This window comes from Tahibacter sp., from assembly GCF_032229445.1.
Taxonomy (GTDB): domain Bacteria; phylum Pseudomonadota; class Gammaproteobacteria; order Xanthomonadales; family Rhodanobacteraceae; genus Tahibacter.
This window is the reverse complement of record NZ_JAVTWC010000018.1, coordinates 52,373-76,446: the sequence shown is the minus strand read 5'-3', so window position 1 is coordinate 76,446 and position 24,074 is coordinate 52,373. Positions and strand designations below refer to the sequence as shown.

Below are 24,074 nucleotides of genomic sequence, written 5' to 3'. Positions count from 1 at the left end.
CAGGAGCCCTTGTCTCGACAACCCATCAGGTATTTGTTGTGCACCACGACGATTTCCGCATTCCGGCCACGCATCCAAGCCTGGCCGGCCATTTCCCCGGCAATCCGGTGGTTCCGGGCGTGGTGCTGCTCGATGAGGTCGCCGCGGCACTGCGGCGCCACCATGGCCGGCGCATTGCCGGCTTCAGCCAGGTGAAATTCGTCGCGCCGCTGTTACCCGAACAGACAGCAGTGCTGCAACTCGAACTGACGGACGAACGCCTGCGTTTCCGCGTACTGCGTGACGATGTCCTGATCGCCAGCGGCGAGGCGAACACTGCATGAGCAATCCGCACTGGACCGCTCGCCCTGAGGGCGGCGGCCACTTCGCGATCTGGCTGATCCGCTCGATCGCGCTGTACGGCGGCCGGCCGGTCGCGCGCCTGATCCTGTATCCGATCACGCTGTATTTCTATTTCCGGCGCAAGCCCGAACGCGAAGCCTCGCGCGCATTCCTGAGCCGCGCGCTGGGTCGACCCGCCCGTGCGCGAGACGTGATGCGGCACCTCCACCGTTTTGCCGGCGTGGTCCTCGACCGGGTCTTCCTGCTCGCGCGCGACGACGTGCGCCAGTTCCAGCTCGACATCCATGGCCTGGAACTGCTCCTCGACACCTACCACCAGGGCCGCGGCATGCTGCTGCTCGGCTCGCACCTCGGCAGCTTCGAGATCCTGCGCGTGCTGGCCCGGGAGAAGCCCGAGGTGCAGCTCAGGGTGGTGCTGGACAAATCGCAGACGCCGGCCGTCACTGAACTGCTGCATGCGCTGAACCCGGCCATCGGCAGCAGCGTGATCGACGCCTCCGGCGGTGGCACGGCAATCGTGCTCGGCATCAAGGACGCCGTCGAGCAGGGCGCCGTCGTCGCCCTGCTCGGCGACCGCGCGCGACCGCAGGAACCCACCCGCCGCGTGCCGTTTCTTGGCGAATCAGCGCCGCTGCCGGTCGCGCCCTACCTGATCGCCTCCGTGCTGGATACGCCGGTACTGCTGTGCTTCGGGCTGTATCGCGGTGGCAACCGCTACGAGCTGCATTTCGAGCGTTTCGCCGAGCGCATCGAGATTCGGCGCAGCGAACGCAACGCGCGCCTGGACGACTGGCTGGCGCGCTACGCCGCGCGGCTGGAGCATCATGCGCGCCTGGATCCCTATAACTGGTTCAACTTCTATGATTTCTGGCAAAGCGATCGCGTTGAGCCTGCTGTTGCCGATGGCGAGCCACGCCGCGCCTGAGCACGCCGCGTCCCAGGCGGCCTGTAGCACGGACTGCGCAAGCGTGCAGACCGTGCGCCTGATCGAGCGCCTCAAGCGGCCGCTGCCGGCGACGACCGGATACACCGAAGTGCGCTTCGTACAGATGCTCGACACACCGCTGAAATTGCGCGGCGAGCTGACCTATACGAGCGGCAATGAACTCGGCAAGCGCGTCGTGTCTCCGTACGAGGAAACCACGACCATCGCCAACGGCCAGGTCGAGATCACACGCACGGGCAAGCCGGCCAAGCGCTTCAGCCTCAAGCGCGCGCCGGCACTGGCGGGTTTCCTCGAGAGCTTCAGTGCAACACTGCAGGGCGATGTAAAGCGCCTCGAACGCAGTTATGTGCTTTCCAGCGACGGCAATGACGAACGCTGGCAGCTGCAGTTGGTGCCGCGTGAGGCAGCGCTGTCCAAGCACGTCAAGCGGGTGCTGATCAGCGGCCAGGACACCACACCGTTGTGCTTCGAGGTCGAGGAAGCCGGCGGCGACAGCAGTGTCCTGCTCGTCGACAGACTGGCCGACACGCCGCTGGACGGCGTGCCGCAGCGCACGCGATTGCAGCAGCTCTGCCAGGGCGCGCCATGACCTTGCGTGCGCGGCTGGCGCTGCTGTCGGGCTGGCTCGCGCTGCTGGCCAGCCTGTTGTTCTACGTGCTCGGCGCGCTCGAGGTCAGCACCGATCTGCGCAGCTTCATGCCGCCGGCACGTACGCCGGAACAGCGCCTGCTGCTCGACGAGATCGGCGAAGGACCCGGTTCGCGCCTGCTGCTGCTCGCGCTGCACGGCGACGAGCCCGACGTGCTTGCCGATATCAGCAAAGCGCTCGTGGTGCGGATCCGCGACGACAGGCGCTTCGTGCGCGCGCTCAACGGCGAAGGCGATCTCGGCGCGCTCGCGCAGGACCTGCTGCCCTACCGCTATCTGCTGTCGCCGACGCTGGATACGCAGGCCTTCGACGCGGACTATCTGCGCAGCGAACTCGAACAGCGCGTGCAGGACCTCGGCTCACCGGCCGCGGCCTGGCTCAAGCCGCTACTCGCCAACGATCCGACGCTGGAAATGCTGAAGCTCGCCGAAGCCTGGGCGCCCCCCGGCGAACCCGAGCGCTACGCGGACGTCTGGTTCACGCGCGACGGGACGCAGGCGCTGCTGCTGGCCGAGACCGTCGCCGGTGGCTTCGACCCGTCGGCGCAGCGCGAGGCCCAGGACGCGCTCGAGAACTACTTTCGCGACAGTGCGAAAGCGTCAACCGCGCAACTCGTGCTCAGCGGCCCCGGCGTGTTCACCGTGCGCATCAATGCGACCACGAGCGACGAGGCCAACCGCATCGGCCTGTTCGACTCGATCGGCTTCATCACGCTGCTGCTGCTCGCCTATCGTCGCGTCGGCACCGTGCTGGCCGGCGCGCTGCCGCTGGTCAGCGGAGGGCTCGCCGGCATGGCGGCACTGGCGCTGCTGTTTGGCGGCGCACACGGCATCACGCTCGCGTTCGGCTTCACCCTGATCGGCGTCGCGCAGGATTATCCGATCCATCTGTTCAGCCATCTGAGCCGCGAACGTTCGCCGGTCCGGGTGGCGCAGCTGCTCTGGCCGACGCTGGCCACCGGCGTGGCCTCGACCTGCATCGCCTACCTCGCGTTCTTCGCCTCGGGCGTGGACGGGCTGGAACAGCTCGCGGTGTTCACGATCGTGGGACTCGCCACAGCCGCGCTGACGACACGCTTCGGCCTCGTCCATCTGCTCGGCAGCCGGCCGCACGATGCGGCACAGGCGCCCTGGCTCGCCGCGCTCTGGCGTCGCGTCGCGGCGCTGCCACGGCCGCGCTGGCTCGCACCGCTGCTGGCGACCGCGGCCATCGTCGCGGTGTATCTGGCGCCGGGGCCATTCTGGGAAAACAATCTCGCCGCGCTGACGCCGGCACCGCCGGACCTCGTCACGCAGGACACGCGCCTACGCCAGGAACTCGGCGCACCGGACGTGCGCCACCTGCTCGTCATCGAAGGCGCCGACGCCGATGCAGTGCTCGCGGCCAGCGAAAGACTCGACCCGCTGCTGGCGCAACTGCAGCGCGACGGCGCGATCGCCGGCTACGAATTGCCGTCGCGCTACCTTCCCAGCGCCGCGACGCAACGCGCGCGCCAGGCGAAGCTGCCCGATGCGGCGAGGCTGCAGGATACGCTCGGTCAGGCGCTGCAGGGCCTGACGTTCAGGCCCGGCAGCTTCGATGCGTTCGTGCGCGACGTCGAAGCCGCGCGCACGCTGCCGCCGCTGGACGCGCAGCGCTTCTTCGCATCGCCGCTGGGCCTGCGCCTCAAGGCGCAGCTGCAGGCGCGCGACGGCCACTGGATCGGGCTGGTCAGCCTGATCGGCGTGAACGACAGTGCCGCGCTGATCGCGCTGGCCTCGCGCCCGGACGTGCCGGCGCGCCTGCTCGATCTGAAACACGCCTCCGAGTCCCTCGTCGCAGCGTACCGCACGCGCGTGCTCTACTCGCTGGCCGTCGCGGCGCTGCTGCTGGTCGTCGTGGTCGGTATCGCGTTGCGCCGGCGCGTCCGTGTGCTGCGTGTGCTGCTGCCGATGGCGGTGACGACGCTGCTGATCCTCGCGACGCTGCGCCTCGGCGGCGTGTCGCTGTCGCTGTTCCATCTGATCGCACTGGTGCTTGCGGCGGGCCTTGGCCTGGACTACGCGCTGTTCTTCGAGCACGCCGAGGACAACGAGCACGAGCAGCGCCGCACCCTGCACGCGATCCTCGTCTGCAGTGCGAGCACCTTCCTGGTGTTTCTGCTGCTGGCGCTGTCCTCGCTGCCGGTGCTGCGTGCAATCGGCACGACGGTGACCTTGGGCGTCGTCTTCAACTTCGTGCTCTCGCTGTTGCTCGCGCGGCCACAACGGGAGATCCGCGATGCATGATGGGCTGCCGAAATCGCAGTGGGCGGCACTGATCCCGCACCAGGGCCTCATGTGTCTGCTCGACAGCGTCGCGCACTGGGATGATGCGCGGATCCATGCGCGCAGCGGCTCGCACGCTCGCGAGGACAATCCGCTGCGCAGCGAAGGTCGCCTGCGCGCCTTGCATCTGTGCGAATACGGCGCGCAGGCCATGGCGGTCCACGGCGGACTGCTGGCGCAGGCAGCCGGAGGCCGCGCCGCACCGGGGCTGCTGGTTTCGCTGCGCGCCGTGCAGCTATCGCGCGAATACGTCGACGACCTGCCCGGTCTCGTCGACGTGCATGCGGAACGGCTGCTGGCCGCGGCGGACAGCTGGCAGTACGCATTCCGCGTCGAATACTGCGGCGAGCTGCTCGCGCAGGGGCGTGCCGCGGTGATGGTGCGGCCTTGAGTGTTCAACGCAATCCGTGGCCACCGGCGTGGCTCGAGAGAGTCCCCTTCAGGGGGCGGGCCTACACAGCGCGAGCAATGACATGACTCCTTCCCAACCCCGCGCCCTCGTCACCGGCGGCAGCGGCGACATCGGCGGCGCGATCTGCACCGCGCTCGCACGCCAGGGCGTACACGTGATCGTGCATGCGAACAGCGGACTCGCGCGCGCCGAAGCTGTCGTCGAAGCCATTCGCGGCGACGGCGGATCAGCCGAGGCAGTGACTTTCGACCTCTGCGACACCACCGCCACGCGCGCCGCCGTCGAAGCGCTGCTCGCCGACGGCACCATCTCGATACTGGTACACAACGCCGGCATTCACGACGACGCACTCATGGCCGGCATGCGCGAGACGCAGTGGCATCGCGTCATCGACGTGTCGCTGCACGGCTTCTTCCACGTCGCACAACCCTTGCTGCTGCCGATGGCGCGGCAGCGTCGCGGCCGCATCATCGCGATCTCCTCGGTCGCGGCCGTGCTGGGCAATCGCGGCCAGACCAACTACGCCGCGGCCAAGGCCGGCCTGCACGGGGCGGTCAAGTCGCTGGCACGGGAAATGGCCAGCCGTAGCATCACCGCGAACGTGGTCGCCCCCGGCGTGATTGCCGGACGCCTCAGCGACGCGACTTTTTCGCCCGAGCAGATCCGCCAGACCGTACCGATGGCGCGCGCGGGCAAGCCTGAGGAAGTGGCGGCGCTCGTTGCGTTCCTGGCCAGCGATGCGGCCGCCTACATTTCCGGCCAGATCATCGGCGTCGACGGTGCGATGAGTTGAAGCCGCGGCACTGAGGCGGCCCGCGGCAACCCAACGAAGCGTGTGGAAGGAGTGCATCGCTGACGGCGCTGCTGGCGCGACGTGTCGTCCGAGTCCAGGGGATCAACCAGGCGCAGCATCGCAGGCAGCACGGACCGCGATCGCGGCTTCGGTATCGGCGCCGGTCTGGCGACGTACCGCGCGTGCCGCCGGCGTTCACAGGCAGTGGGGTTTTTCCACCCCCCGTTCGGATCTGGGCAAAGTCGCGCGCCTGACGCAAGCTGGCCTGGCGCTATCCACAATCGGGGGAATTCCATGTTGCAACGCTGCGCTGTCGCTTCGCTGGTCCTGCTCGCCGCCACCGCCGCCCAGGCCGATACCATCACCCTTCCGCGCACCGCGCCCTACGCCGACGAGAGCGAGATCGCGACCAATATCAGGACCGAGTGCGATCTGCCGGCGAAACTGCCGCTGTTCATCGCCGAATTCGCCAAGGAGCACCGCATCGAAACGCGCTTTGCCGAGCAGGTCTCGCGCAACGACGCCGGCAAAGTCCTCGTGGTGGAGATCGACGAGGCGGTATCGCGCGGCAATGCATTCATCGGTCATCAGAAATTTTCGCGCGCAAAGGGCACGCTGTATCAGGACGGCCAGGAGATTGGCAATTTCGTCGCGCAGCGCTATTCGATGGGCGGCGCGTTTGCCGGCTACAAAGGCTCCTGCTCGGTGCTCGGGCGCACGATCAAGGCCATCGGCAAGGACGTGGCCGAGTGGATGAAGGCGCCGACCCGCGATGCGCAGCTCGGCGACCGGTAAGGCGCCTCTTCGAAGCAGACCATCGCCGGCGTCTGCCGGCCCGTTGCAGCGACGCCGGCGCGCTTTCGCCCCGGCGTCGTTGTTTTCAGTCCCGCCATTGTCCGATTGCAGGTGCGACCCGATGGACACGATCCGTTTCTACCGCCCCAGCGAAGACTACGGCGAATTCTCCAATTTCTCGCCGCACCGGATCCATCTCGACGGCAAGAGCTGGCCGACGTCGGAACACTATTTCCAGGCGCAGAAATTCCATGACCCGGCCTACCGCGAACGCATCCGGACGGCGCGTTCGCCGATGGATGCGGCGAACCTCGGGCGCGATCGCAAGCAGAAGCTGCGCCCGGACTGGGAGTCGGTGAAAGTCGAGGTCATGCGCAACGCCGTGCGCGCGAAATTCAGCCAGCACGCCGAACTGACCGCCCTGCTGCTGGCCACCGGCGACGCAAAGCTCGTCGAGCACACCGCGAACGACGCCTATTGGGGCGATGGCGGCGACGGCCGCGGCAGGAACATGCTCGGGCAGGTCCTGATGCAGGTGCGCGAGGCTTTGCGCGCCGCCGCGGCGTCCGAATGAGCTTCGGCGCGGCTACGGAGAACCCGAGACGCGCTGTTTCAGGGTGCCGTAGAACTGCTGTTGCGCATCGTTCTCCAGCGTGACACGGACATCGTGGCCACCCACGTCGCCGAGCGCCAGCGTCACGCTCTCGCGCGTGACGCTGGCATCAGCGTAGAAAAACCAGTCGTGCTGCTGGCTCCAGTCGAGCACGGCCACGAGTTCCGCCTTGTCCTTGAGTGCATCGAGCAGGCGCTGTTCGCGAACCGCGAATCCCTGCTGCAGCGCCGGATCGACCTGGCCGACGTAGGGAATCTTCAGCCCCTGCGACACCACGAGCAGTTGCGGCAGCTGACGCGGCGGGGCCACCGCGAAGTCCTCGCGGTACTGCCAGGCGATCGGTCGCTTGTCACGCTCGGATTCGGCCCGTGCCCATTGGCCGGCGCGGGCGCCGTCACGCGACGGGTCGGCCGGTTTCACAACGTCCGGGGGCGAAGCCGGTGCCGCGGGCGGCGCGGAATCGGCGCATCCGCCGAGCGCGGCCAGCATCAGCATCGCAGCAGCGGTCCGGCGCGCGCTCACGCAGCGAGCTCGAACAGCAGCGGTGCCGCCTGCGCATCACCGGCGACCGTAAGCCCTTCCAGACCCGGGCAATCGCTTTGCGCCTGCGCCACCATGCCCGCCGCCAGATTTCGCAACATGTCCACATTGCGCCGTATCTGTGCGCGCACGCCGTCGTCGTCGAGCGGGTCATGCAGCGTGCGGTTGAGCTCGTAGAACCACGGCAGCTCGCCCTGGTCGAGCATGGCCGCGGGGTTGTTCGGCGGATTGACCGCCATCCAGCGCATGAAGAACGCCTGCATCTCGATGTTGAGCTGGCGCACGGCTTCGAGTTCAGGCTTCAGGTCGCTGAACAGGCGCAGGTCGGTAAGGCGGTCCTGGAACACGATCTGGCACAGCACGCCCCAGTAGTAGGCATAGTCCCAGATCACCTTGGTCGACATGACTTCGGCATCGCCGAACAGCGGGTACTGATCCCGGTACAGGGTCAGCGTCGATTCGTAGAACGAGAAATAGATCTGCTGGTAGATCTTGGCGTACGGCCCGACCGGATCGCCCTTGCGGTCGTGCTCGATCAGCGCGCAGATGTAGCTGTTGGACATGCCGATGAAATCGCTGCCCGGCGAATAGAACGGATCGAGGAAGACGCCGGCGTCGCCGGTGATCGCCCAGCGGTCGCCGGAGAACACCTGCTTGCAGCCGTGCGAGAATCCACGCAGGAACTTGAAATCGAGGAGCTTGTCGCGGCGCGTGTCGCATTCGCGATAGACCAGCGGCTGGAATTTCTTCAGCCACTCCATCGCCTTCTCGAACGTGTTCATGGTTTCCAGCGGGTGCATCTTGGCGTCGCAGACGATGCCGACCGAATGTGCGCCCGAGCCCAGCGGGATCAGCCAGACCCAGTAACCCGGACCGCACAGGTGATTGGTCGAGCGCCAGCGCTCCGGCGGCGAACATTCCAGGCGCCAGCGCTCGTCGTTGCACCACTGGTCGATCTCGAGCTTGTCGTCGATGCGAAACCAGACCGAGTTCGCGTCGTGTCCGTTGGCCTGCGCCAGGTCGAACTTGCGCTTGAGAATGTTGGCGCGGCCAGCCGCGTCGATGACCCAGCGTGCACGCGCGACGTGCTTCTCGCCGCCGTAGTCGTAGCCGACGCTGTGGTCGCCGTCGCCGCTCGCTATGTCGACGCTGCGCACCACGGCGCCGTCGAGGAAGTCGATGCCGTGGCGGCGCACTTCTTCGCCAAGATGGTTCTCGAGGATGCCGCGATCGAGCTGATAGGTAGGCCGCGGCAATACCGCGCGCACGCCCAGCTCGGTCAACGCGGGCAGGTCCTCGCGGCCTTCGGAGTAGAAGAAGCGGAAACCGAACTTGCGGATATGTTTCTCGTCGAGGTGCTCGCTCAGCCCGATCACGGTGTCGAAATAGTGTGCGCCGATCTCGACGCTGGATTCGCCGACCTTGTGCGCGGCCAGTGGCAGCGGATGGCCGGAACGCTCTAGCACGCGCACGGCTATGCCGGGAAAGCGCTTGTGGAGCTGCAGCGCGAGGCACAGGCCCGCCAGTCCGCCGCCCATGATCAGCACATCGTGTCGCGTCTCGCTCATCGTTTCCGTCCTTGCAGTGCGGTTCATTGCCGCCGGTGCTGCCGGCGATGCTCGATCTTACCGGCGCGCGCGGTACCGCGCGTCCCGTGCGCCGCTATCCTGGCGCCTTGTCGCCGCCAGGGATACCTGCACCGTGGCGACTCATAAGCAGGCTCAGCAGCGGAGACGTCATGAGTGTCGTGATCACGGCCATGAGCATGAGCAGGGTGAACATCTCCTTGCCGATCACGCCGACATCCAGGCCGACCTTGAGCACGATCAGCTCCATGAGGCCGCGCGTATTCATCAGCGCGCCCATCGCGAACGCGTCGCGCCAGCCCATGCCGCAGACGCGCGCGCCAGCCGCGCCACCCAGCACCTTGCCGACGATGGCGAGCAACAGGATCAGGCCGAGCGTGGCCAGTCCCATGCCGCCGAAGGCATCGGTGCTGGTATTGAGTCCGGCCAGGGCGAAGAACACCGGCATCAGTACCAGGACAGCGACGTGTTCCAGACGCTCGACCAGGGTATCCAGGAGCTGGTCGTCGCGCGGCAGGCAGATACCGAACAGAAAGGCGCCGAACACCGCGTGCAGCTGAAGCCACTGGGTCAGTGCCGCGAAAGCGAACGTGATGATCAGCAGCAGCGCCAGCACCATACCGTCGGGCCGGCCATCGTTGGCATGCCGACGCAGCAGCGCCGCCACGGCCGGTCGCACCAGCGCGAAGGCCACGATGCCGAGCACGACGAGGCCGGCAAGCATGCGCGTTAAACCAAACCAGCCGCCATCGGCCGCGATCAGTGCGACGACGAGTGCCAGCAGTATCCAGGCCAGCACATCGGCCACGGCTGCCGCGATCAAGCTAAGCGCGCCGACCGGGGTACTCGCCAGCCCTTTGTCCTTGAGGATGCGCGCGAGCATCGGGAAGGCGGTGATCGCCATCGCAGTCGCCACGAACAGGGCGAACGGAAGGAGCGCGACGCCTTCCGGCGCGAGCTGCGGATGCAGCCATGGCGCCATCGCGAGCCCGAACAGGAATGGCAGCAGCATGGACAGCCCGCCGACCCAGGCCGACGCGACCATTTGAGAACGCAGCCCAGTCGGCATGCGCAACTCGGCGCCGACAATGAACATGAAAAGCACGAGGCCGATCTGGCTGATACCGGCCAGCGCCGGCAGGCTCTGCGGCGGGAACAGCGCCGCGTGCAGGTCCGGCGCGACATTGCCGAGCAGGATCGGACCGAGCGCCAGTCCCGCGATCATCTCGCCGATCACGGCCGGCTGGCCCAGATAGCGCAGCAGCAGCGCGAGCACACGCGCGGTGCCGAGAATCACCACCAGTTGCAGCAGCAGCATCGAGTTCCCCATTGGCTACGCCCGCTCCGGGGCCGTTGCCGTATCCGTAGGCGTCGGATGGCCAGCCGTGTCCGGATCGATGACCTGGATCGGGGTGTTGCGCGCAATCCCGTAGGTGCGCACGACCGAGCCAGCCTCGACGACGCGGCCGAAGACATGCGAGGTGATACGGCAGAAATCGCGCAGCGGCTTGAAATGGCTGCGGCGGAACTCGCCCGCATAGCGCACCTCGATCGGCACGGCGGCAACGCGCGTGCGCAGACGCCGTGCCGCTTCGATGAGGATGTCGGCCTCGAACACGAAGCCCTGCGGCGCCACGTCGACCGCCAGTTTCACGACTTCGCGCGGATACCAGCGCTGACCGCTTTGCGAATCGACGAGACGCTGCCCCACGGCCCAGGCGATGCCCCAGTCGGCGATGTCATTGGCGACATGGCGGATCCACGGCTGGCGCTCACGCCCGATCAGGCGTGCGCCGACGACGATATGTCCGGGCAGGCCTGCGGCGGCGCGCAGGATGCGCGGGATGTCGCCGTAGTGGTGCTGGCCGTCGCCATCCATGGTCAGCACGCCGTCGACATCCAGCTCCAGGGCGCGCCGGAACCCCGCACGCAGTGCATTGCCCTTGCCGCCGGGTCGTTCGTGCCGGATCAGATGGATCGGCAGCCCGGCCAGAGCGGCGACCGTGCCGTCGCTGGAGCCGTCGTCGACGACGATCACCTGCTCGCTGTGCTGCAGCGCGCCCTGGACGATGGCGCGGATCGCGCGCTCCTCGTTGAGGCAGGGAATCAGTACGGCGGCACGCGGCAGCGTCATGGCATCACCTGCGCGACCAGCGCGAACGAGGGACCGGCATCGATGCGCAGCGTTGCCGGTTCACCCACAGCGAGCGCCTGCAGCAGCGCAAGGCTGTCGGCACAGGCATTGCGCGCCCGCAGCGCTCGCGCCCAGTCCAGCGTGGGTTCGCTCGCCACCCCCGCCGTGGTCGCGGCGCTCAGGCGCAGGCGCGCGCCGACGGTGGCCGGCCCGTCGGGCGCCAGCACCAGCGCCAGCGCGAAACCGCAGTCGAACGGGATCGTCGTGCACAGCGGGCCGACGGCCGCCGCGTCGTAGACGACCAGCAGCACCGGCGCCGCGTCGTCGGCCGCCTGCACGGCCGCTTCGAACAGGCCGCTGCCGAAGCTGTGGACCCAGGCGCTGACCGCCGTCGACGGCGCACGGCAGCCAGTGGCGATGCCCCAGTAGCCCGCAGCCGCGTTGTGGACGGAATTGTGGAATTTTGTCGGCGACAGCTCGCGCGGTGCCGTGGCCAGCGTCGAGCACATGTAGTGGGTGATTGCGATGTCGCCCTGGGTAGAACTGAAGATGCACGGCAGCGTAGCCGGATCGGCCTGGGCCATGGCACACGCTTCGGCCGCTGCCTGGGTGGCGTAGAGCACCGTGTCCGGCGCGCGCCGCCGTTCGACCGCGGGAAGCAGCGGCGGTGCGGGCCGCGGCGGCTCCGACGGGTCCGGCACGTCGCCGCCGCGCAGGGCCGCGGCGGCAACCGGCCAACCGGTCAAGCCCAGCGCATAGATGCCGATACCGGCCACGCGTACGACGACCTCGCTCATGCGCGGTCCCCGCGTCCGAACACCAGCACGGCGTTGTTGCCGCCGAAGCCGAACGAGGACGACAGCGCGACCTGCGGCGCACGGTCGACATTGTCCTGCGCAAGCTGCGGACCACACAGGGGATCGGGCACGTCGCAGTTGAGCGTGCCCGGAATGAAGCCCTGCTCGAGCGCGATCAGGCAGGCCACCGCATCGACGATGCCGGCCGCGCCGAGCGTGTGGCCGGTCCAGCCCTTGGTCGAACTCGCGCGCGTGCCGGCCGGAAACGACTCGGCGACAACGACAGCCTCGACCGCATCGTTGGCTGGCGTCGCCGTGCCGTGCAGGTTGACGTAGTCGACCGCGGCCGCCTCGAGTCCCGCGCGCTGCAGCGCCGCGTCGATGGCCAGGCGCGCGCCGAGTCCCTGCGGATGCGGCGAGGACATGTGGTGCGCATCGCTGGACTCGCCCCAACCGAGCAACTGTGGTGCGGCGCGATCGACAGCGCCGCGTTCGAGCAGCGCGAAACCGGCGGCTTCGCCGATGGAGATGCCGCGCCGTGCCACATCGAACGGCCGGCACGGCGCGTCGGAAACCAGCTGCAGCGCGTTGAAACCGAACAGCACGCTATCGCACAAGGTGTCCACGCCACCGACCACGGCCGCGTCGGCCCAGCCGTGGCGGATCAGGCGTTCGGCCTGGGCGAATACCTTGGCGCTGGACGAACAGGCCGTCGCCACCGTGCAGGCCGGCCCGGTCGTGCCGAGCACCCCCTGTACGAAGGCCACGAGCGAATGCGGCGAATGCAGCAGGAAATTGCGGTAGGGCGGCGCAAAGCCACCGTCGACGCCAAGTTGGCGGTAGGCCTCTTCGGTCGCGCCGATGCTGGCGGTGGAGGTGCCCAGCACGACCGCGACGCGGTCGGCGCCGTAGCGCCGCACCGCAGCGCGCGCAGTATCGAGGAAACCGTCGGCCGTGAGGCCCTTCCAGGCCAGGCGGTTGTTGCGACAGTCGATCGCGGCGAACGCGTCCGGCACGGCGTCCTGTTCGAGGCCATCAACCCGGCCGATCCAGCATTCCAGCGGCGCGCTGCTGAAATCATTGGCCCGCAGTCCGCCGCGGCGCTCGCGCAGCGACCGGGTGAACGCGGCCACGCCGCGGCCGGCGGCCGAAGTGGCGGTATGGGCCGTCACGGCCAGGGGTGGAATGGGGGATGGCAAGCGCGGCACCTTAAGGCAGTCCTGAACAAGTCCTTGCGCTGTCGCCCCTAGGCTCAGCACCCGATCTCCACGTGCTCCGCCAGGCACCTGCCGCGCAAGCAGCCTGGCCGCCCCCGGACCGAGGGGCTGCAGAAGCAAGAACCGGTTCGGGTTTCGACGCTTCCATGGGGTTGCGGATTCACCCGGCTTGCACCGCCGGGGCGCACGACTATACAACGGCGATTGCATTCATGAATCCCTGCCCCCTCCGCGCACGATGACTGCTTCTTATTCGCCTTTTCGTGACGGCCCCTGGCGCCATCTGGGGGACCGCGATGTCTGGCACTCCCTGCTCGTGACAGCGCTTGCCGTCGTGCTCAGCGGCGGCCTGCTCTGGCTGTATGTCTTCCTGCGCACCGTGCATCTGGCCCGGGTCGCTCCGCTGCGGCCGCGGGCAGCCGCGACGCTGCTGCTATTCGGCAAGCGCCTCGACGCCGGAGCCATCGACGCCGACTACGTCGCACGTCTGTCCCGCGCCCTCGCACTGGTCCGCGAAGGGCCCTACGCGCTGCTGTTGCTCGGCGGGCACACCGGCGCCGGGCTCAGCGAGGCCGCTGCGGCGTTGCAATGGCTGCAACAACATGGCCTGCCCACGGAGGCCGACGTGCGCTGCGAGGACGCCTCGACCGACACGCTCGAAAACCTGCGCAACGCACGCGACCTGCTCGGTCCGGACGCCGCCGAACGCATTGCCCTGGTCAGCAGCCGCTATCACCTGCCGCGCTGCCTGATGCTGGCCCGTTCGCTCGGCCTGGATGCGGAAATCGTCGCCGCCGAGCCACGCCTGCGCGGGAACGCCAGCCTGCTGGTGCGGCTCGTGCTGGAGGCGAGCTACTGCCTCTGGCTCGGCGTCGGCCGGCGCTGGGCGCAGCTCATCGGCCACCAGCGCATGGTCGACCGCGTGACCTGAGTCCGGCACCGCGGCAATCGCCCGCGTCCGCGACGCCGCCTGGCGTAGTGCGCCAACCCCTGAGTTTCCGAACATTGCGGTGTCTTGACCCGGACTGTCTTGTCCGAAAACCTGGCGGCCGGCACACTCGCCGCGGGCCGGCCGGCCCACCCATCGATGGAGCGATCATGCTGCGTAATAGATTTGTTCTTATTTTGCTTTTGCCGATCCTGTTGCTGCTGAGCGGCTGGCGCGAAGCGCCGCTGGTCAATCCAGACCCGATCGCGATTCCGGCCAAGGCCAAGAGCGCCGATGTCGCCCGGGTCGTCAAGAAGGCGCTGGTTGCGCGCAAGTGGATCGTGTCGGAAGACAAGCCTGGCGCGATCAAGGCCACCTTGCTCGTGCGCGAGCACAAGGCGCGCATCGCGATCGACTGGAACGCCAAGGACATCCGCATCAGCTACATCGATTCGGAGAACCTCAACTACACCGAAAAGAAAGGCCAGAAGCTGATCCACCAGAACTACAACAGCTGGATCAACAACCTCGTCGTCGACATCAGCGGCGAACTCACCCTGATGTAAGCGCAATACCTCCGGGGCCGGCCGCGACGCGCTCGCCCGGCCCCGCGTTGCCAGCGCGCCGGTGGCATGACCCCGCCTCGGCCGGTTCGCGCAGCACACGCCTGCGGCACAGGGACGCGGCACCGGGCTGGTGCACGGCCACAGGCTACTATCGGCGCTCCTCCCCTGCGCCCTCCGCCGACCGCGCCGCCATGACCGAGACCGCCGTATCGCGCCTGCAAACCTTCCTGCACGGCCTGCAGGACCGCATCTGCACCGCCCTCGAACAGATCGACGGCGAAGCCCGTTTCAGTGAAGACAGCTGGCAGCGCCCGGAAGGCGGCGGCGGACGCTCGCGCGTGCTCAAGCAGGGCGGCGTATTCGAGCAGGCTGGCGTGGGCTTCTCGCGCGTGCAGGGCGAACGCATGCCGCCATCCGCCACCGCGCAGCGGCCGGAACTCGCCGGACGCAGCTGGAGCGCACTCGGCGTCTCGCTGGTACTGCATCCGCACAATCCCTACATCCCGACCACGCACATGAACGTGCGCTACTTCGAGGCGCACAAGCCCGATGCGGACCCGGTCTGGTGGTTCGGCGGCGGCTTCGACCTGACGCCGTTCTATCCGTTCGACGACGACGTGCGGCACTGGCACGAAACCGCGCGCACCGCGTGCGCGCCGTTCGGCGAGGAGGTCTATCCGCGCTACAAGCGCTGGTGCGACGAGTATTTCTTCCTCAAGCACCGCAATGAGACGCGCGGCGTCGGCGGGCTGTTCTTCGACGATCTCAACGACGGCGGATTCGAGCACTGCTTCGCGCTGACCCAGTCCGTCGGCAATGCGTTTCTCGATGCCTATCTGCCCATCGTCGAACGCCGCCGCGCCCTGCCCTTCGGCGAGCGCGAGCGCGAGTTCCAGCTGTACCGGCGCGGCCGCTACGTCGAGTTCAACCTCGTCTGGGACCGCGGCACCCTGTTCGGCCTGCAGTCGGGCGGACGCACCGAATCGATACTGATGAGCTTGCCGCCGCGCGTGCGCTTCGAATACGGCTACCAGCCCGAGCCCGGCAGCGCCGAGGCGCGCCTGGCCGATTACCTCGTGCCGCGCGACTGGTGAACGATAGCGACCTTGGTCGACACACCGGCGCCCCGGATACTGCAAGCCACGGCCATGCGCTAACCTCGTCGGGCTGACTGGCTCGGGCAATCCCGGGTGCCGGTCTCGACGGGGCGCGCACCGACGCGCGCACGAACGGCAAGGTCGCGCACGGCATCGGATGGCCGTGGGTAACCAGAAGGCAACCTGCATTGATGAAATCCCGGCTCGATTTCCTGCGCGGCACCGCCCAGCTCGCGGGCGAAGGCTTCCTCGGCGCCCTCGATGTCGTCGAAGGCATGCATCAGGCTGTGCTCGATCCGTTCGCGCGCCTGCTGCCGTTCGGCCAGCTGATCGCGCGCACCACCGATTTCGTCTATGCGCGGCTGCGTGACGTCGGTCATGTCGCCAGCACCGCGGCGATCGGGTCGCTCGGCCTGTACGAGCGCTACGTGCTGCCGCGCAGCAGCGACGAGGCCGAGCACAACGCGTCGAACGCCTGGATCAGCGCGCTGAACGGCGCGATCGGCGACCACCTCGAAACCACGCGGAATCCGCTCGCGCTGCGCCTGGAGTTCTGCCGCAATGGCCGCGCGCTGGCGCTCGACGCGACTACGCTCGCACGCGAGCTGCCCTGCTCCAACGGCACGTTGTACGTGTTCGTGCACGGCCTCGGACTCAACGACAGCCAGTGGCAGGATCGCGACGGCGACGATTTCGGCACGCGTCTGGAACGCGACCTGGGCGGCAGCGCCGTGCGCGTGCGCTACAACAGCGGGCGACGCATCTCTGCTAACGGCCGCGATCTCGCGCGCCGCCTGCAACAGCTCGTCGACACACATCCCGGCAACATCGAGCGCATCGTGCTGATCGGCCACAGCATGGGCGGTCTGGTCTGCCGCAGTGCCTGCAGCCATGCGGCGCGTGCGGAACTGGCCTGGCGTGACAGGCTCGCCTCGGCCATCTGCCTGGGCTCGCCGCACCTCGGTGCGCCGCTCGAACGCATCGGCGGCCGCCTCAGCGCCGCGCTGGAATCGCTGCCGTATACGCGCTCGCTGGCCAAACTGACCGAGCGTCGCAGCGCCGGCGTGAAGGACCTTCGTCACGGCTGGTGCAGCGACCGCGACCGCGCGCGCGGCGAACGCAAGGAACAGGCCCTGCTGGAACCGCTACCGGACATTCCCGGTGCGCGCTGGTACCTTGCCGCCGCAACCCTCGCCGGCAGCAGCGACGGTACGCGCGCCCGCTGGATCGGCGACGGCCTCGTGCCGGTGCCCAGCGCGCTGGGCCAGCACGCAGACCCGAGTCAGTCGCTGCAGCTGCCGTCCGAACAGCGGCATGTGTTCCGCGGCTTGGGACACATGGATTTGTTGATTCATCCGCTCGTATACGAACGGATCCACGGCTGGCTCGAACCGGGTTAGCCGCGCCTCACGCGCGGCGGATGTCGTGCTTCTCGCGTACTTCGTCGATGCGCGCCTGCACGCCCGGTGGCACGTGGCCCTTCTCGGCCTGGGCGAAGATCTGCCCGAGCACGCGCCGCTCGTCCTCGTCGACGAGCTGATCGCGCAGCGCTAGGCCGAGCAGGAAGTTGATTTCGCCGATGTCGAGCTGGCCGTCGTCGGCGAACACGGGGATCGACTGGAACGCGATCTCGATATGGCTCTTGGCTTGGGGCATCACGGAAACTCCTTGTGGCCAGGCATGAAACGCAATGCGCCGCCGCAACGGGCAGCGACGCGTCCAGTCCGGGACAATAGCCTGCCGGACCTCCATACGGCCAGTAGCACCGGGCGTCGTCGATCGTTCGCCGATCAGCCTGCCTATGACGCAGAAGGTCCGCCTGTAGCGCGCTACCGTTCGCAAGGTTGCCCGGTGCCGTCCACACAACGCGCACGCGCCGTCACCGGCAGCGCCGAGGAATAGTTCGCGAGCACGCCCTGCTGCGCGCCAGTGTTGACGTAGTTGGTCAGGCGCGTCGCGATCACGGGCAGGCCGGTCAGCCGCAGGCCTTCGCGCGAGGGTCGCAGTGCGACGGGGCCATTGCCGAAAAGGGCCTGGCCGAGTTTCAGCGTGACGTTGCCCACTGCGTTCAGCGGTTCGCCGGGCCCGCCGCCGCAGATCTGGTTCATCGGTCCGTGGAAGCGGGTTCCGAGCAATGGATCGGGTGGGCCGCCGCCAGGCACGGTCACGGCCAGCGCGGTGGCCGGATGGCGCGCGCTGGCTTCGCAGCCGCCGAACTGCGGCGCACCGGAATCGACGAGCACGACCGCCTCACGATCGACGATGAGCACGGCCTGGCGTTCGATCACGGAAAACGGCGCGAGCGCGTTGTACATGGCGCGGAACGGCGGCAGCGGCGCGGTAGTGCCTGGCGGAAGCAGCGTGGGATTGGTATAGAAACGCTTGGTTGGAAACATCTGCACAAATGACGTCGTGGCACCGATGCCTTCGCGCGTGTCGAAATCGGCGCTGATTTCGTCCGCGGCGAGCACGGCGCTGACTGCGTCGACGGCGCGCTCCAGCGGATAGGTCAGGGTCAGGCTGCGATTGTCGGCGACGGCGCTCGCGAGCACGTAACGATCCTGCGGGTCGGTGACCGCATCGGCGAGCGTGAGCTGCTGCGCACCCGGCAAGAAATGCCTGACCACGCTGGAAAGCGTGCCGCGTGGACGGTCGGTCGGATCGATACGGAACTCGTCCAGCGCGACCGCAGCGGCGCCGAAGTAGGTGCCCGCGGCCACATTGATCACGGCGCTGTAGCCGCTCAGACCACCGCGCGGATTGCCGAGGTCACGCGTGGGCAGGGCCGTCCAGTAACCGCCCGGCGCGGTCCACGCGGCGGCGAGTGCTGCGCAATTGCGCGCCACGCCCGGTACGTTGCCGATCGCGCGATCAGTGGCCGTATTCGGCTGCACGGTGGCGATTTCGATGGCCTCGACCCAACCCTCGAACGTGCGCGCCTGTGCATCCGGCGGCATGCCGGCAAGCGCCAGCGGCTGCAGACGCCGGCCCGGGTGGTCGGGCAACGGCGCGCCAAGCGCCGGCAACAGACAGGTCGAATCGTCGCTGATCAGGAAGGCGCCGCTGCGCCCGCCGTCGGTGCCGATCGCGCCACTCCAGCTGTCACGCCCGGCGAGGTAGATATTGAGCACGAGCGCGGTGTCGCCGATATTGCCCTCGGCGACACGCAGCTGCACGATCCGGCCTTGGTCGCTGTTGTTGGCCAGCGCAATCAGCGTAGTGTTGCCCGCGCTCGCGGTGTAGTACGGAAAGATCAGTACCTGTCCCTGGTCGCGCACACCCAGTACGACAGCATGCGCGCTCGCGGCAACGCCGAGTCCGGCAGCCAGCAGCAGTCCCTGCAAACCCTTGTGCATCCCCTTCTCCTCGATCACGGTGTCTACGCGACACAGACGATGCCGCGTGCGCGATGACGACTCACGGCGGTATGGGCTGTGACGCACGAACCGGGGATTTCCCCCAGTGTTCCGGGACAGACGCGGAGAACCGCGCAAGATCTGATCAAAAAGATTCCGACTTTTACACACGCACTCGCTGGTCGCGCGCCGGACGCCGGTGGTGCTGCCCGAGCGCTCCGTCGATGGCTGCAAGCGAACGCTCCTTGCGCACGTCGGGGGAGATCACCAAGGCGGTTCGCGACACGGCCGCGGCGCGATGACATCGCGGCACGACGTCACGGCCCCGATCCGCAACGCCGTGCAGCAGATCGTCGAAGCGCGCATGACGACATCGCGTGTCGATGTCCGGATCGCGCGAACCGGCGGGCCGCGCCTGGCGCGTCAGCCCGAGATCGCGAGCCGCTCCGAGCGGTATACCCACGCCGTCAGCAGCGCCGCGACGGCGGCGGTGGCGCAACCGCAGGCCAGGCACAGCAGCAGTTGCTGCGCACTGACCGGTTCGGCGCGGACCAGCCGCGTGATGATCAGGTGCTGGCTCAGCAGCGGCACCGCGAACATCCAGGCCTGCGCCTTGATCGGCAGCACCGCAAGCATCGCGGAGGGCAGCATCGGCACGAGCAGCAGCAGCGACAGGTAGGTCTGCGCCTCGCGATAGCTTTTCGCGAACGCGGCGATCAGCGTCTGCAGGCAGCTCGCGAGCAGCACGAGTGGCACCATCACGAGCAGCGCGATGGCGGCGAAGCGCGGCCCGAAGTCGAGCACCATGCCGATCTTCTCGGTCGGAATGAAGCGGCCGGCCTGAGCGAACGCGAGCAGCGACAGCGCGAGACTCGCCATCGCAAACGCGAACGTGGCGGCGAGCTTGCCCGCCAGGATGCGCCAGCGTGCAACCGGATTGGCAAACAGCGGTTCGAGCGACTGGCGTTCGCGCTCGCCGGCGGTCGTGTCGATGGCGAGATACATGCCGCCCATGAAGGCCGACAGGATCAGGAAATACGGCAGCATTGCGAACAGCAGCGCGCTGCGACCCTGCGGCGTGGACTGGTCGCGCGAAGCGACCACGAGCGGCGAGGCGACCGCCGGTGACAGCCCGCGCGCCATCAGGCGCATGGCACCGCTCTGGCTCGAATAGGCCTGCAGCAACCCACGCAGACGTTCGACCGGCGTAGCGGAGTCGCGCTGCGACGAATCGAACAGCAGCTCGACCTGGGCGGTCTTGCCAGCGCGCCAGGCCTCGCCGTAGCTCGGCGGAATGCGCAGCACCATGTCCTCGTCCTGCGCGCGTACGCGCGCCTCGCCGTCGTCGACCGGCGGCTTCGGACGCACGCCGTTCTGCTTGAGGAACTCGACGAGGTTGGGCGCGTGCTCGACACCGACGATCGACACCTCGATCGGCTTCTCGCCGCGGTCCAGCTCGCGCGTGATCATCAGCGAGGTCAGACCGGCGAACAGCAGCGGGCCGAGCAGCGGGCCGAGGATCAGCGCGTTGGTGATGGTGCGGCGGTCGCGCAGGTTCTCGATGACTTCCTTGAGGAACACGATCATCACGGTATTCATGCGAGTAGTGACTCGGCAGTTCATTGAACGGAGATTTCGGATGGATTTCGCCACGAGACTAGGCGCGGCGAGGAGACGTACGGGATAGTACGGCGACGAGCTGCAACGACGTATCGCGGCGAAAGACGCCGAAATCGTTCGGTGAACTGCCGAATCACTACTCTAGTCCCTCGTCGCTGCCGATGATGCGCACGAACGCTTCCTCGAGGTTGCTTTCGCCGGTTTGCGCGCGCAGCTCGTCGGCGCTGCCGCTGGCCACGACACGGCCCTTCGCGATCACGACGATGCGATCGCAGAGCGCGGCGACCTCCTGCATGATGTGGCTGGAAAACAGCACGCAGCGGCCTTCCGCGCGCAGCTGCAGCAGGAAGCGGCGCATCGCGCGCGTGGCCATCACGTCGAGGCCGTTGGTCGGCTCATCGAGGATGATGTTGCGTGGATCGTGTACGAGCGCGCGGGCGATCGCGGTCTTGACGCGCTGGCCCTGCGAGAAGCCCTCGGTGCGGCGCGCGGCGATATCGCCCATGTCCAGTGCGGCGATCAGGCTGTCGCAGCGCGTCTTCATGGTCGCCTTGTCCAGTCCCTGCAGACGCGCGAAGTATTCGATGTTCTCGCGCGCCGTCAGGCGCTTGTACAGGCCGCGCGAATCCGGCAGCACGCCGAGACGGCGGCGTACCACGTCGGGCTGCTTCGCCGCATCGGTGCCATCGACGCGCACGGCGCCGCGGTCCGGCGTCATCAGGGTGTAGAGCATGCGCAGAGTCGTCGTCTTGCCCGCGCCGTTGGGACCGAGCAGGCCGGTGATCTCGCCGTCGCGCGCGACGAAGCTGACGCCGTCGACGGCCTTTACCGCACCGAACGCCTTGTGGAGATCATCGACCTCGATCATGGGCTGGCTCCGTTGTAGTCGAGGAAGAACGGCGTCGCGCCCATGTCACCGACGCAGCCGGCGTCGAGTGTGTCGGTCTCGAGCTTGTCGATGAAGCGCGCGAGCAGGCGCGGGATGCAGCCGCGGCCGATGACGTTGTGCCCCTGCCCCGGCGCGACCAGATGGCGCGAGCGGCTCAGGCCCTTGGCGACCTGATCGCCATAGCGCGCCGGCGTGACCGGATCGTACTGGCCCGACAGCAGCAGGCTCGGAATGTCCGACTTCAGCGGCTCGTGGAAATCGGCCGGACGCTGGCCGCGCGGCCAGACCTCGCACTGGGTGCGCAGCGCCGCAGTGAAGTCGTCGCCGAGGATCAGCGCTGCCTGCTCGGGCTGCGCCACGAGCAGGTCGGCATCCTCGGCACAGATCACCGACAGGCCCATGCCCGAAGTCAGTGTCGCGCCGAGGTCGGCCGTGATGAGGTTCGCCTGACCCATCAACGGCGCGGCGTTGCCCGCGGCGGCCTCGTGGATCGCGAGCGGCAGCAGCGCCGCGGTTTCCGGCGCGTAGGCATACAGCCGCACGAGGCCGGCGAAGGTGTCCGCGTCGAGCGTGGCACTCAGCAGCGCGAACGTCTGCGGATCGCGCAGAGTGACCGCGAGCGGGCTTTCCTTGAGCCGCGCGCGCAGCGCGTAAAGATCCTTGTATACATCGCCGAAACGTTCACGGCAGGCCGCTGCCGCGTCGCAGAGCGCGAAGCGCGCGCGCAACGCGTCGTCGAGCGAACGCGCGAAATCCGCGCCGAGCACCACCTCGTTCGGCGCCACGCCGTCGAGCACGAGGCTGCGCACGCCCTGCGGATGGCGCCGTGTGTACTGCTGCGCGACGCGCGTACCGTAGGAGATCCCGATCAGGTTGTACTGCACCCCGCCCAGCGCCTGGCGCAGCGCTTCGAGATCCTCTACGGCGATGCTGGTCGTGTACTGCGTCGCATCGGCATTGGCCTGGATGCGGCGCAGGCAGTCCTGCGTCATCGCGCGTGCACCGGCCGCAGCGGGCGCGTGCGCGTGCGCCGCCTTGACGACGTCGCCGCCCTGCTTCGCCGTGTCGTCCTCGCAGCGCAGCGCATTCGATCCACCGGTACCGCGCTGGTCGAGCAGGATCACATGCCGCGCGCGGCGCGCCAGCGCGAGCGCTCCGGCCACCTGCGACCACGATTCGGTCGCCGCCTGTCCCGGCCCGCCGGCAAGCAGGACCAGTGGATCGCTCTTGACCGGAACCGCGTCGCTCCGGATCAGCGCGAGCCGGAACGCGATGCGCGGGCCGTCCGGCTGGGCGCGGTTCTCCGGTTGCGAGAAGTCCGCACACCAGGCCGCCGTCGTCGCTGCCGAGCGCGGTTGGCTCAGCTCGCAGCGGCGGAACTCAAGGCTGCCCAGCGGCAGCACGTCGTTGGCTGCGGCCGGCTGGGCCAGCGACAGCATCACCGCGCCGAGAATCGCGAGCATCTGCATTCCTTGAGAGGCGAGCAGCGAAGTTTAGCCGCTGTCCCCGCTGCCGCCGCATCGGTCGGCAGTCATGTTCCGTCGCAGCGCCATCGGCGCGCGGCCATCCCCGGCGGGTGTCGCGTCGCCGCGAATCAGCAGGCACTCGCCGTCGCCGCGGAACCGATCGCCGACAGGAACAGGTTGACGACGCTCGTACTGGCGCGCGCGCGGTTGAACAGCAGGTCGGCGACCAGCGCACCGACGACCGCGAGATGGACGAAATAGCCCCAGCCAAGGTAATCGCTGAACACGATCGCGTGCAGCCAGTCCTGCTGGAACAGGTACAGATAGCCCACGCTCAGCGCCGTCAGCAGCAGCACGGCGACCGGCAGCAGCAGCTGCGACCGCGCACCGCGACGCACGTAGAGCACGACGCCGAGCAGCGCGAACATCAGCGCGTTGGCGCCGGTGAAGATACGGAACTCGCGCAGCAGTGCGACCCGGACCTCGGCGTACTTGCCCTCGATGAACGTGGTGAGGCGGCCACCGGGCTGCAGCAGGTCGGCGAGTCTCCCGGGCGGCAGCGTCGCATCGAGCATCTGCGAGAGCTTCTGCCGGCACGGGCAGGCTGGGTCGCGCATCTCGGCGACCACGGCCTCGACCAGCGGCACGACGCGCTGCGTCACCTGACGCTTCAGCGAGGCGACCTGCTCGGGATGCTTTTCCGCCAGCCGCTGTGCGAACTGGCCGACGGCCGAACGCTCCACGGCGCTCAGCGAATCACCGACACGCGCGGCGACTTCGCGCTTGAGCAGCTCCTGCGCGAACGCCTCGATGCGGATCGGGCTTGCGAACGACAGCAGCAGCGCCGCGCCGAACAGCAGCGTGCCGACGAGACTGATCAGGCCGACGAACAGACGCATGGTGGAAGCCCCTGGGTGGCGAGGGCCGAATGTACCGGACTCAAGAGCAATTGAGTAAGGGCAGGGAGCAGCGGGAAACGAGTGTGGCAAAGCCCACTCGCCGCGGTCACTCGATGCTCACTC

At 68.1% G+C, this 24,074-nt stretch carries 24 protein-coding genes; 12 read left to right on the top strand and 12 right to left on the bottom strand.

Annotated features, from left to right (window positions below):
- Window positions 1–38: 38 nt before the first annotated feature.
- From RUU78_RS04190 to RUU78_RS04155, 8 genes are all read left to right on the top strand, one after another.
- Window positions 39–323, top strand: coding sequence for a hydroxymyristoyl-ACP dehydratase (locus RUU78_RS04190; protein WP_313913972.1), 285 nt, complete (start codon window positions 39–41; stop codon window positions 321–323).
- Window positions 320–1,267, top strand: coding sequence for an acyltransferase (locus tag RUU78_RS04185; RefSeq protein ID WP_313913970.1), 948 nt, complete (start codon window positions 320–322; stop codon window positions 1,265–1,267). The genes RUU78_RS04190 and RUU78_RS04185 overlap by 4 nt, the downstream gene beginning before the upstream one ends.
- Window positions 1,203–1,877, top strand: a complete 675-nt coding sequence (locus tag RUU78_RS04180) for a LolA-related protein (protein WP_313913968.1) — start codon at window positions 1,203–1,205, stop codon at window positions 1,875–1,877. Before RUU78_RS04185 ends, RUU78_RS04180 begins: the two co-directional genes overlap by 65 nt.
- Window positions 1,874–4,204: an MMPL family transporter gene (locus RUU78_RS04175; RefSeq protein WP_313913965.1), complete on the top strand. Its 2,331-nt coding sequence runs from the start codon at window positions 1,874–1,876 to the stop codon at window positions 4,202–4,204. The genes RUU78_RS04180 and RUU78_RS04175 overlap by 4 nt, the downstream gene beginning before the upstream one ends.
- Window positions 4,197–4,634, top strand: a complete 438-nt coding sequence (locus RUU78_RS04170; protein WP_313913963.1) for a phosphotransferase — start codon at window positions 4,197–4,199, stop codon at window positions 4,632–4,634. The genes RUU78_RS04175 and RUU78_RS04170 overlap by 8 nt, the downstream gene beginning before the upstream one ends.
- Window positions 4,635–4,716: 82 nt before the next feature.
- Window positions 4,717–5,448 carry a 3-oxoacyl-ACP reductase FabG gene (fabG, locus tag RUU78_RS04165; RefSeq protein ID WP_313913960.1) on the top strand — a complete coding sequence of 244 codons (732 nt, stop codon included), beginning with the start codon at window positions 4,717–4,719 and terminating at the stop codon, window positions 5,446–5,448.
- A gap of 294 nt (window positions 5,449–5,742) precedes the next feature.
- A complete protein-coding gene (locus RUU78_RS04160) occupies window positions 5,743–6,243 on the top strand; it encodes a hypothetical protein (protein WP_313913958.1) in 501 nt (166 codons plus the stop codon).
- Between the two features lie 121 nt (window positions 6,244–6,364).
- Window positions 6,365–6,817, top strand: a complete 453-nt coding sequence (locus tag RUU78_RS04155; RefSeq protein ID WP_313913956.1) for an NADAR family protein — start codon at window positions 6,365–6,367, stop codon at window positions 6,815–6,817.
- Window positions 6,818–6,829: 12 nt separating this feature from the next.
- Here the strand turns inward: RUU78_RS04155 and RUU78_RS04150 are convergent, their stop codons facing one another.
- The 6 genes from RUU78_RS04150 to RUU78_RS04125 form a co-directional block, all read right to left on the bottom strand.
- On the bottom strand, window positions 6,830–7,378 hold the full coding sequence (locus RUU78_RS04150) for a hypothetical protein (protein ID WP_313913954.1): 549 nt from the start codon (window positions 7,376–7,378) through the stop codon (window positions 6,830–6,832).
- Window positions 7,375–8,964 carry an NAD(P)/FAD-dependent oxidoreductase gene (locus tag RUU78_RS04145; protein WP_313913952.1) on the bottom strand — a complete coding sequence of 530 codons (1,590 nt, stop codon included), beginning with the start codon at window positions 8,962–8,964 and terminating at the stop codon, window positions 7,375–7,377. Before RUU78_RS04145 ends, RUU78_RS04150 begins: the two co-directional genes overlap by 4 nt.
- A gap of 94 nt (window positions 8,965–9,058) precedes the next feature.
- Window positions 9,059–10,300, bottom strand: a complete 1,242-nt coding sequence (locus RUU78_RS04140) for a cation:proton antiporter (RefSeq protein WP_313913950.1) — start codon at window positions 10,298–10,300, stop codon at window positions 9,059–9,061.
- Window positions 10,301–10,315: 15 nt separating this feature from the next.
- Window positions 10,316–11,116: a glycosyltransferase family 2 protein gene (locus tag RUU78_RS04135; protein ID WP_313913947.1), complete on the bottom strand. Its 801-nt coding sequence runs from the start codon at window positions 11,114–11,116 to the stop codon at window positions 10,316–10,318.
- Window positions 11,113–11,913: a beta-ketoacyl synthase chain length factor gene (locus RUU78_RS04130; RefSeq protein WP_313913945.1), complete on the bottom strand. Its 801-nt coding sequence runs from the start codon at window positions 11,911–11,913 to the stop codon at window positions 11,113–11,115. Before RUU78_RS04130 ends, RUU78_RS04135 begins: the two co-directional genes overlap by 4 nt.
- Window positions 11,910–13,112, bottom strand: coding sequence for a beta-ketoacyl-[acyl-carrier-protein] synthase family protein (locus tag RUU78_RS04125; protein ID WP_313913944.1), 1,203 nt, complete (start codon window positions 13,110–13,112; stop codon window positions 11,910–11,912). Before RUU78_RS04125 ends, RUU78_RS04130 begins: the two co-directional genes overlap by 4 nt.
- Before the next feature lie 334 nt (window positions 13,113–13,446).
- Between RUU78_RS04125 and RUU78_RS04120 the strand changes: the two genes are divergently transcribed.
- From RUU78_RS04120 to RUU78_RS04105, 4 genes are all read left to right on the top strand, one after another.
- The gene (locus RUU78_RS04120) at window positions 13,447–14,061 is read left to right on the top strand and encodes a YdcF family protein (protein WP_313913942.1); all 615 of its coding nucleotides are present in this window, start codon (window positions 13,447–13,449) and stop codon (window positions 14,059–14,061) included.
- A gap of 167 nt (window positions 14,062–14,228) precedes the next feature.
- Complete coding sequence (locus RUU78_RS04115) at window positions 14,229–14,624, top strand: hypothetical protein (protein WP_313913940.1); 396 nt, start codon at window positions 14,229–14,231, stop codon at window positions 14,622–14,624.
- Window positions 14,625–14,815: 191 nt separating this feature from the next.
- A complete protein-coding gene (gene hemF / locus RUU78_RS04110) occupies window positions 14,816–15,718 on the top strand; it encodes an oxygen-dependent coproporphyrinogen oxidase (protein WP_313913938.1) in 903 nt (300 codons plus the stop codon).
- Window positions 15,719–15,912: 194 nt separating this feature from the next.
- Window positions 15,913–17,121: an alpha/beta hydrolase gene (locus RUU78_RS04105; RefSeq protein ID WP_313913936.1), complete on the top strand. Its 1,209-nt coding sequence runs from the start codon at window positions 15,913–15,915 to the stop codon at window positions 17,119–17,121.
- Between the two features lie 7 nt (window positions 17,122–17,128).
- On the opposite strand, the gene RUU78_RS04100 is transcribed toward RUU78_RS04105, so the two are convergent.
- The 6 genes from RUU78_RS04100 to RUU78_RS04075 all read right to left on the bottom strand — a co-directional run bounded on the left by RUU78_RS04100 (window position 17,129) and on the right by RUU78_RS04075 (window position 23,951).
- Complete coding sequence (locus RUU78_RS04100; RefSeq protein WP_313913934.1) at window positions 17,129–17,377, bottom strand: hypothetical protein; 249 nt, start codon at window positions 17,375–17,377, stop codon at window positions 17,129–17,131.
- 173 nt (window positions 17,378–17,550) lie between these two features.
- The gene (locus RUU78_RS04095; protein ID WP_313913932.1) at window positions 17,551–19,077 is read right to left on the bottom strand and encodes a hypothetical protein; all 1,527 of its coding nucleotides are present in this window, start codon (window positions 19,075–19,077) and stop codon (window positions 17,551–17,553) included.
- 423 nt (window positions 19,078–19,500) lie between these two features.
- Complete coding sequence (locus RUU78_RS04090) at window positions 19,501–20,676, bottom strand: ABC transporter permease (protein ID WP_313913930.1); 1,176 nt, start codon at window positions 20,674–20,676, stop codon at window positions 19,501–19,503.
- Between the two features lie 157 nt (window positions 20,677–20,833).
- Window positions 20,834–21,565, bottom strand: a complete 732-nt coding sequence (locus tag RUU78_RS04085; protein WP_313913929.1) for an ATP-binding cassette domain-containing protein — start codon at window positions 21,563–21,565, stop codon at window positions 20,834–20,836.
- A complete protein-coding gene (locus RUU78_RS04080; RefSeq protein ID WP_313913927.1) occupies window positions 21,562–23,049 on the bottom strand; it encodes an alpha/beta hydrolase in 1,488 nt (495 codons plus the stop codon). Before RUU78_RS04080 ends, RUU78_RS04085 begins: the two co-directional genes overlap by 4 nt.
- A gap of 131 nt (window positions 23,050–23,180) precedes the next feature.
- Window positions 23,181–23,951, bottom strand: coding sequence for a hypothetical protein (locus RUU78_RS04075; protein WP_313913925.1), 771 nt, complete (start codon window positions 23,949–23,951; stop codon window positions 23,181–23,183).
- Between the last annotated feature and the right edge of the window lie 123 nt (window positions 23,952–24,074).

Coding starts and splice junctions, on each gene's coding strand:
- RUU78_RS04100 (WP_313913934.1), bottom strand. CDS start 17,377: ATGCCCCAAGCCAAGAGCCATATCGAGATCGCGTTCCAGTCGATCCCC.
- RUU78_RS04075 (WP_313913925.1), bottom strand. CDS start 23,951: ATGCGTCTGTTCGTCGGCCTGATCAGTCTCGTCGGCACGCTGCTGTTC.
- RUU78_RS04105 (WP_313913936.1), top strand. CDS start 15,913: ATGAAATCCCGGCTCGATTTCCTGCGCGGCACCGCCCAGCTCGCGGGC.
- RUU78_RS04145 (WP_313913952.1), bottom strand. CDS start 8,964: ATGAGCGAGACGCGACACGATGTGCTGATCATGGGCGGCGGACTGGCG.
- RUU78_RS04085 (WP_313913929.1), bottom strand. CDS start 21,565: ATGATCGAGGTCGATGATCTCCACAAGGCGTTCGGTGCGGTAAAGGCC.
- RUU78_RS04140 (WP_313913950.1), bottom strand. CDS start 10,300: ATGCTGCTGCTGCAACTGGTGGTGATTCTCGGCACCGCGCGTGTGCTC.
- RUU78_RS04090 (WP_313913930.1), bottom strand. CDS start 20,676: ATGAATACCGTGATGATCGTGTTCCTCAAGGAAGTCATCGAGAACCTG.
- RUU78_RS04130 (WP_313913945.1), bottom strand. CDS start 11,913: ATGAGCGAGGTCGTCGTACGCGTGGCCGGTATCGGCATCTATGCGCTG.
- RUU78_RS04185 (WP_313913970.1), top strand. CDS start 320: ATGAGCAATCCGCACTGGACCGCTCGCCCTGAGGGCGGCGGCCACTTC.
- RUU78_RS04080 (WP_313913927.1), bottom strand. CDS start 23,049: ATGCTCGCGATTCTCGGCGCGGTGATGCTGTCGCTGGCCCAGCCGGCC.
- RUU78_RS04170 (WP_313913963.1), top strand. CDS start 4,197: ATGCATGATGGGCTGCCGAAATCGCAGTGGGCGGCACTGATCCCGCAC.
- RUU78_RS04180 (WP_313913968.1), top strand. CDS start 1,203: ATGATTTCTGGCAAAGCGATCGCGTTGAGCCTGCTGTTGCCGATGGCG.
- RUU78_RS04160 (WP_313913958.1), top strand. CDS start 5,743: ATGTTGCAACGCTGCGCTGTCGCTTCGCTGGTCCTGCTCGCCGCCACC.
- RUU78_RS04155 (WP_313913956.1), top strand. CDS start 6,365: ATGGACACGATCCGTTTCTACCGCCCCAGCGAAGACTACGGCGAATTC.
- hemF (WP_313913938.1), top strand. CDS start 14,816: ATGACCGAGACCGCCGTATCGCGCCTGCAAACCTTCCTGCACGGCCTG.
- RUU78_RS04095 (WP_313913932.1), bottom strand. CDS start 19,077: ATGCACAAGGGTTTGCAGGGACTGCTGCTGGCTGCCGGACTCGGCGTT.
- RUU78_RS04175 (WP_313913965.1), top strand. CDS start 1,874: ATGACCTTGCGTGCGCGGCTGGCGCTGCTGTCGGGCTGGCTCGCGCTG.
- fabG (WP_313913960.1), top strand. CDS start 4,717: ATGACTCCTTCCCAACCCCGCGCCCTCGTCACCGGCGGCAGCGGCGAC.
- RUU78_RS04115 (WP_313913940.1), top strand. CDS start 14,229: ATGCTGCGTAATAGATTTGTTCTTATTTTGCTTTTGCCGATCCTGTTG.
- RUU78_RS04135 (WP_313913947.1), bottom strand. CDS start 11,116: ATGACGCTGCCGCGTGCCGCCGTACTGATTCCCTGCCTCAACGAGGAG.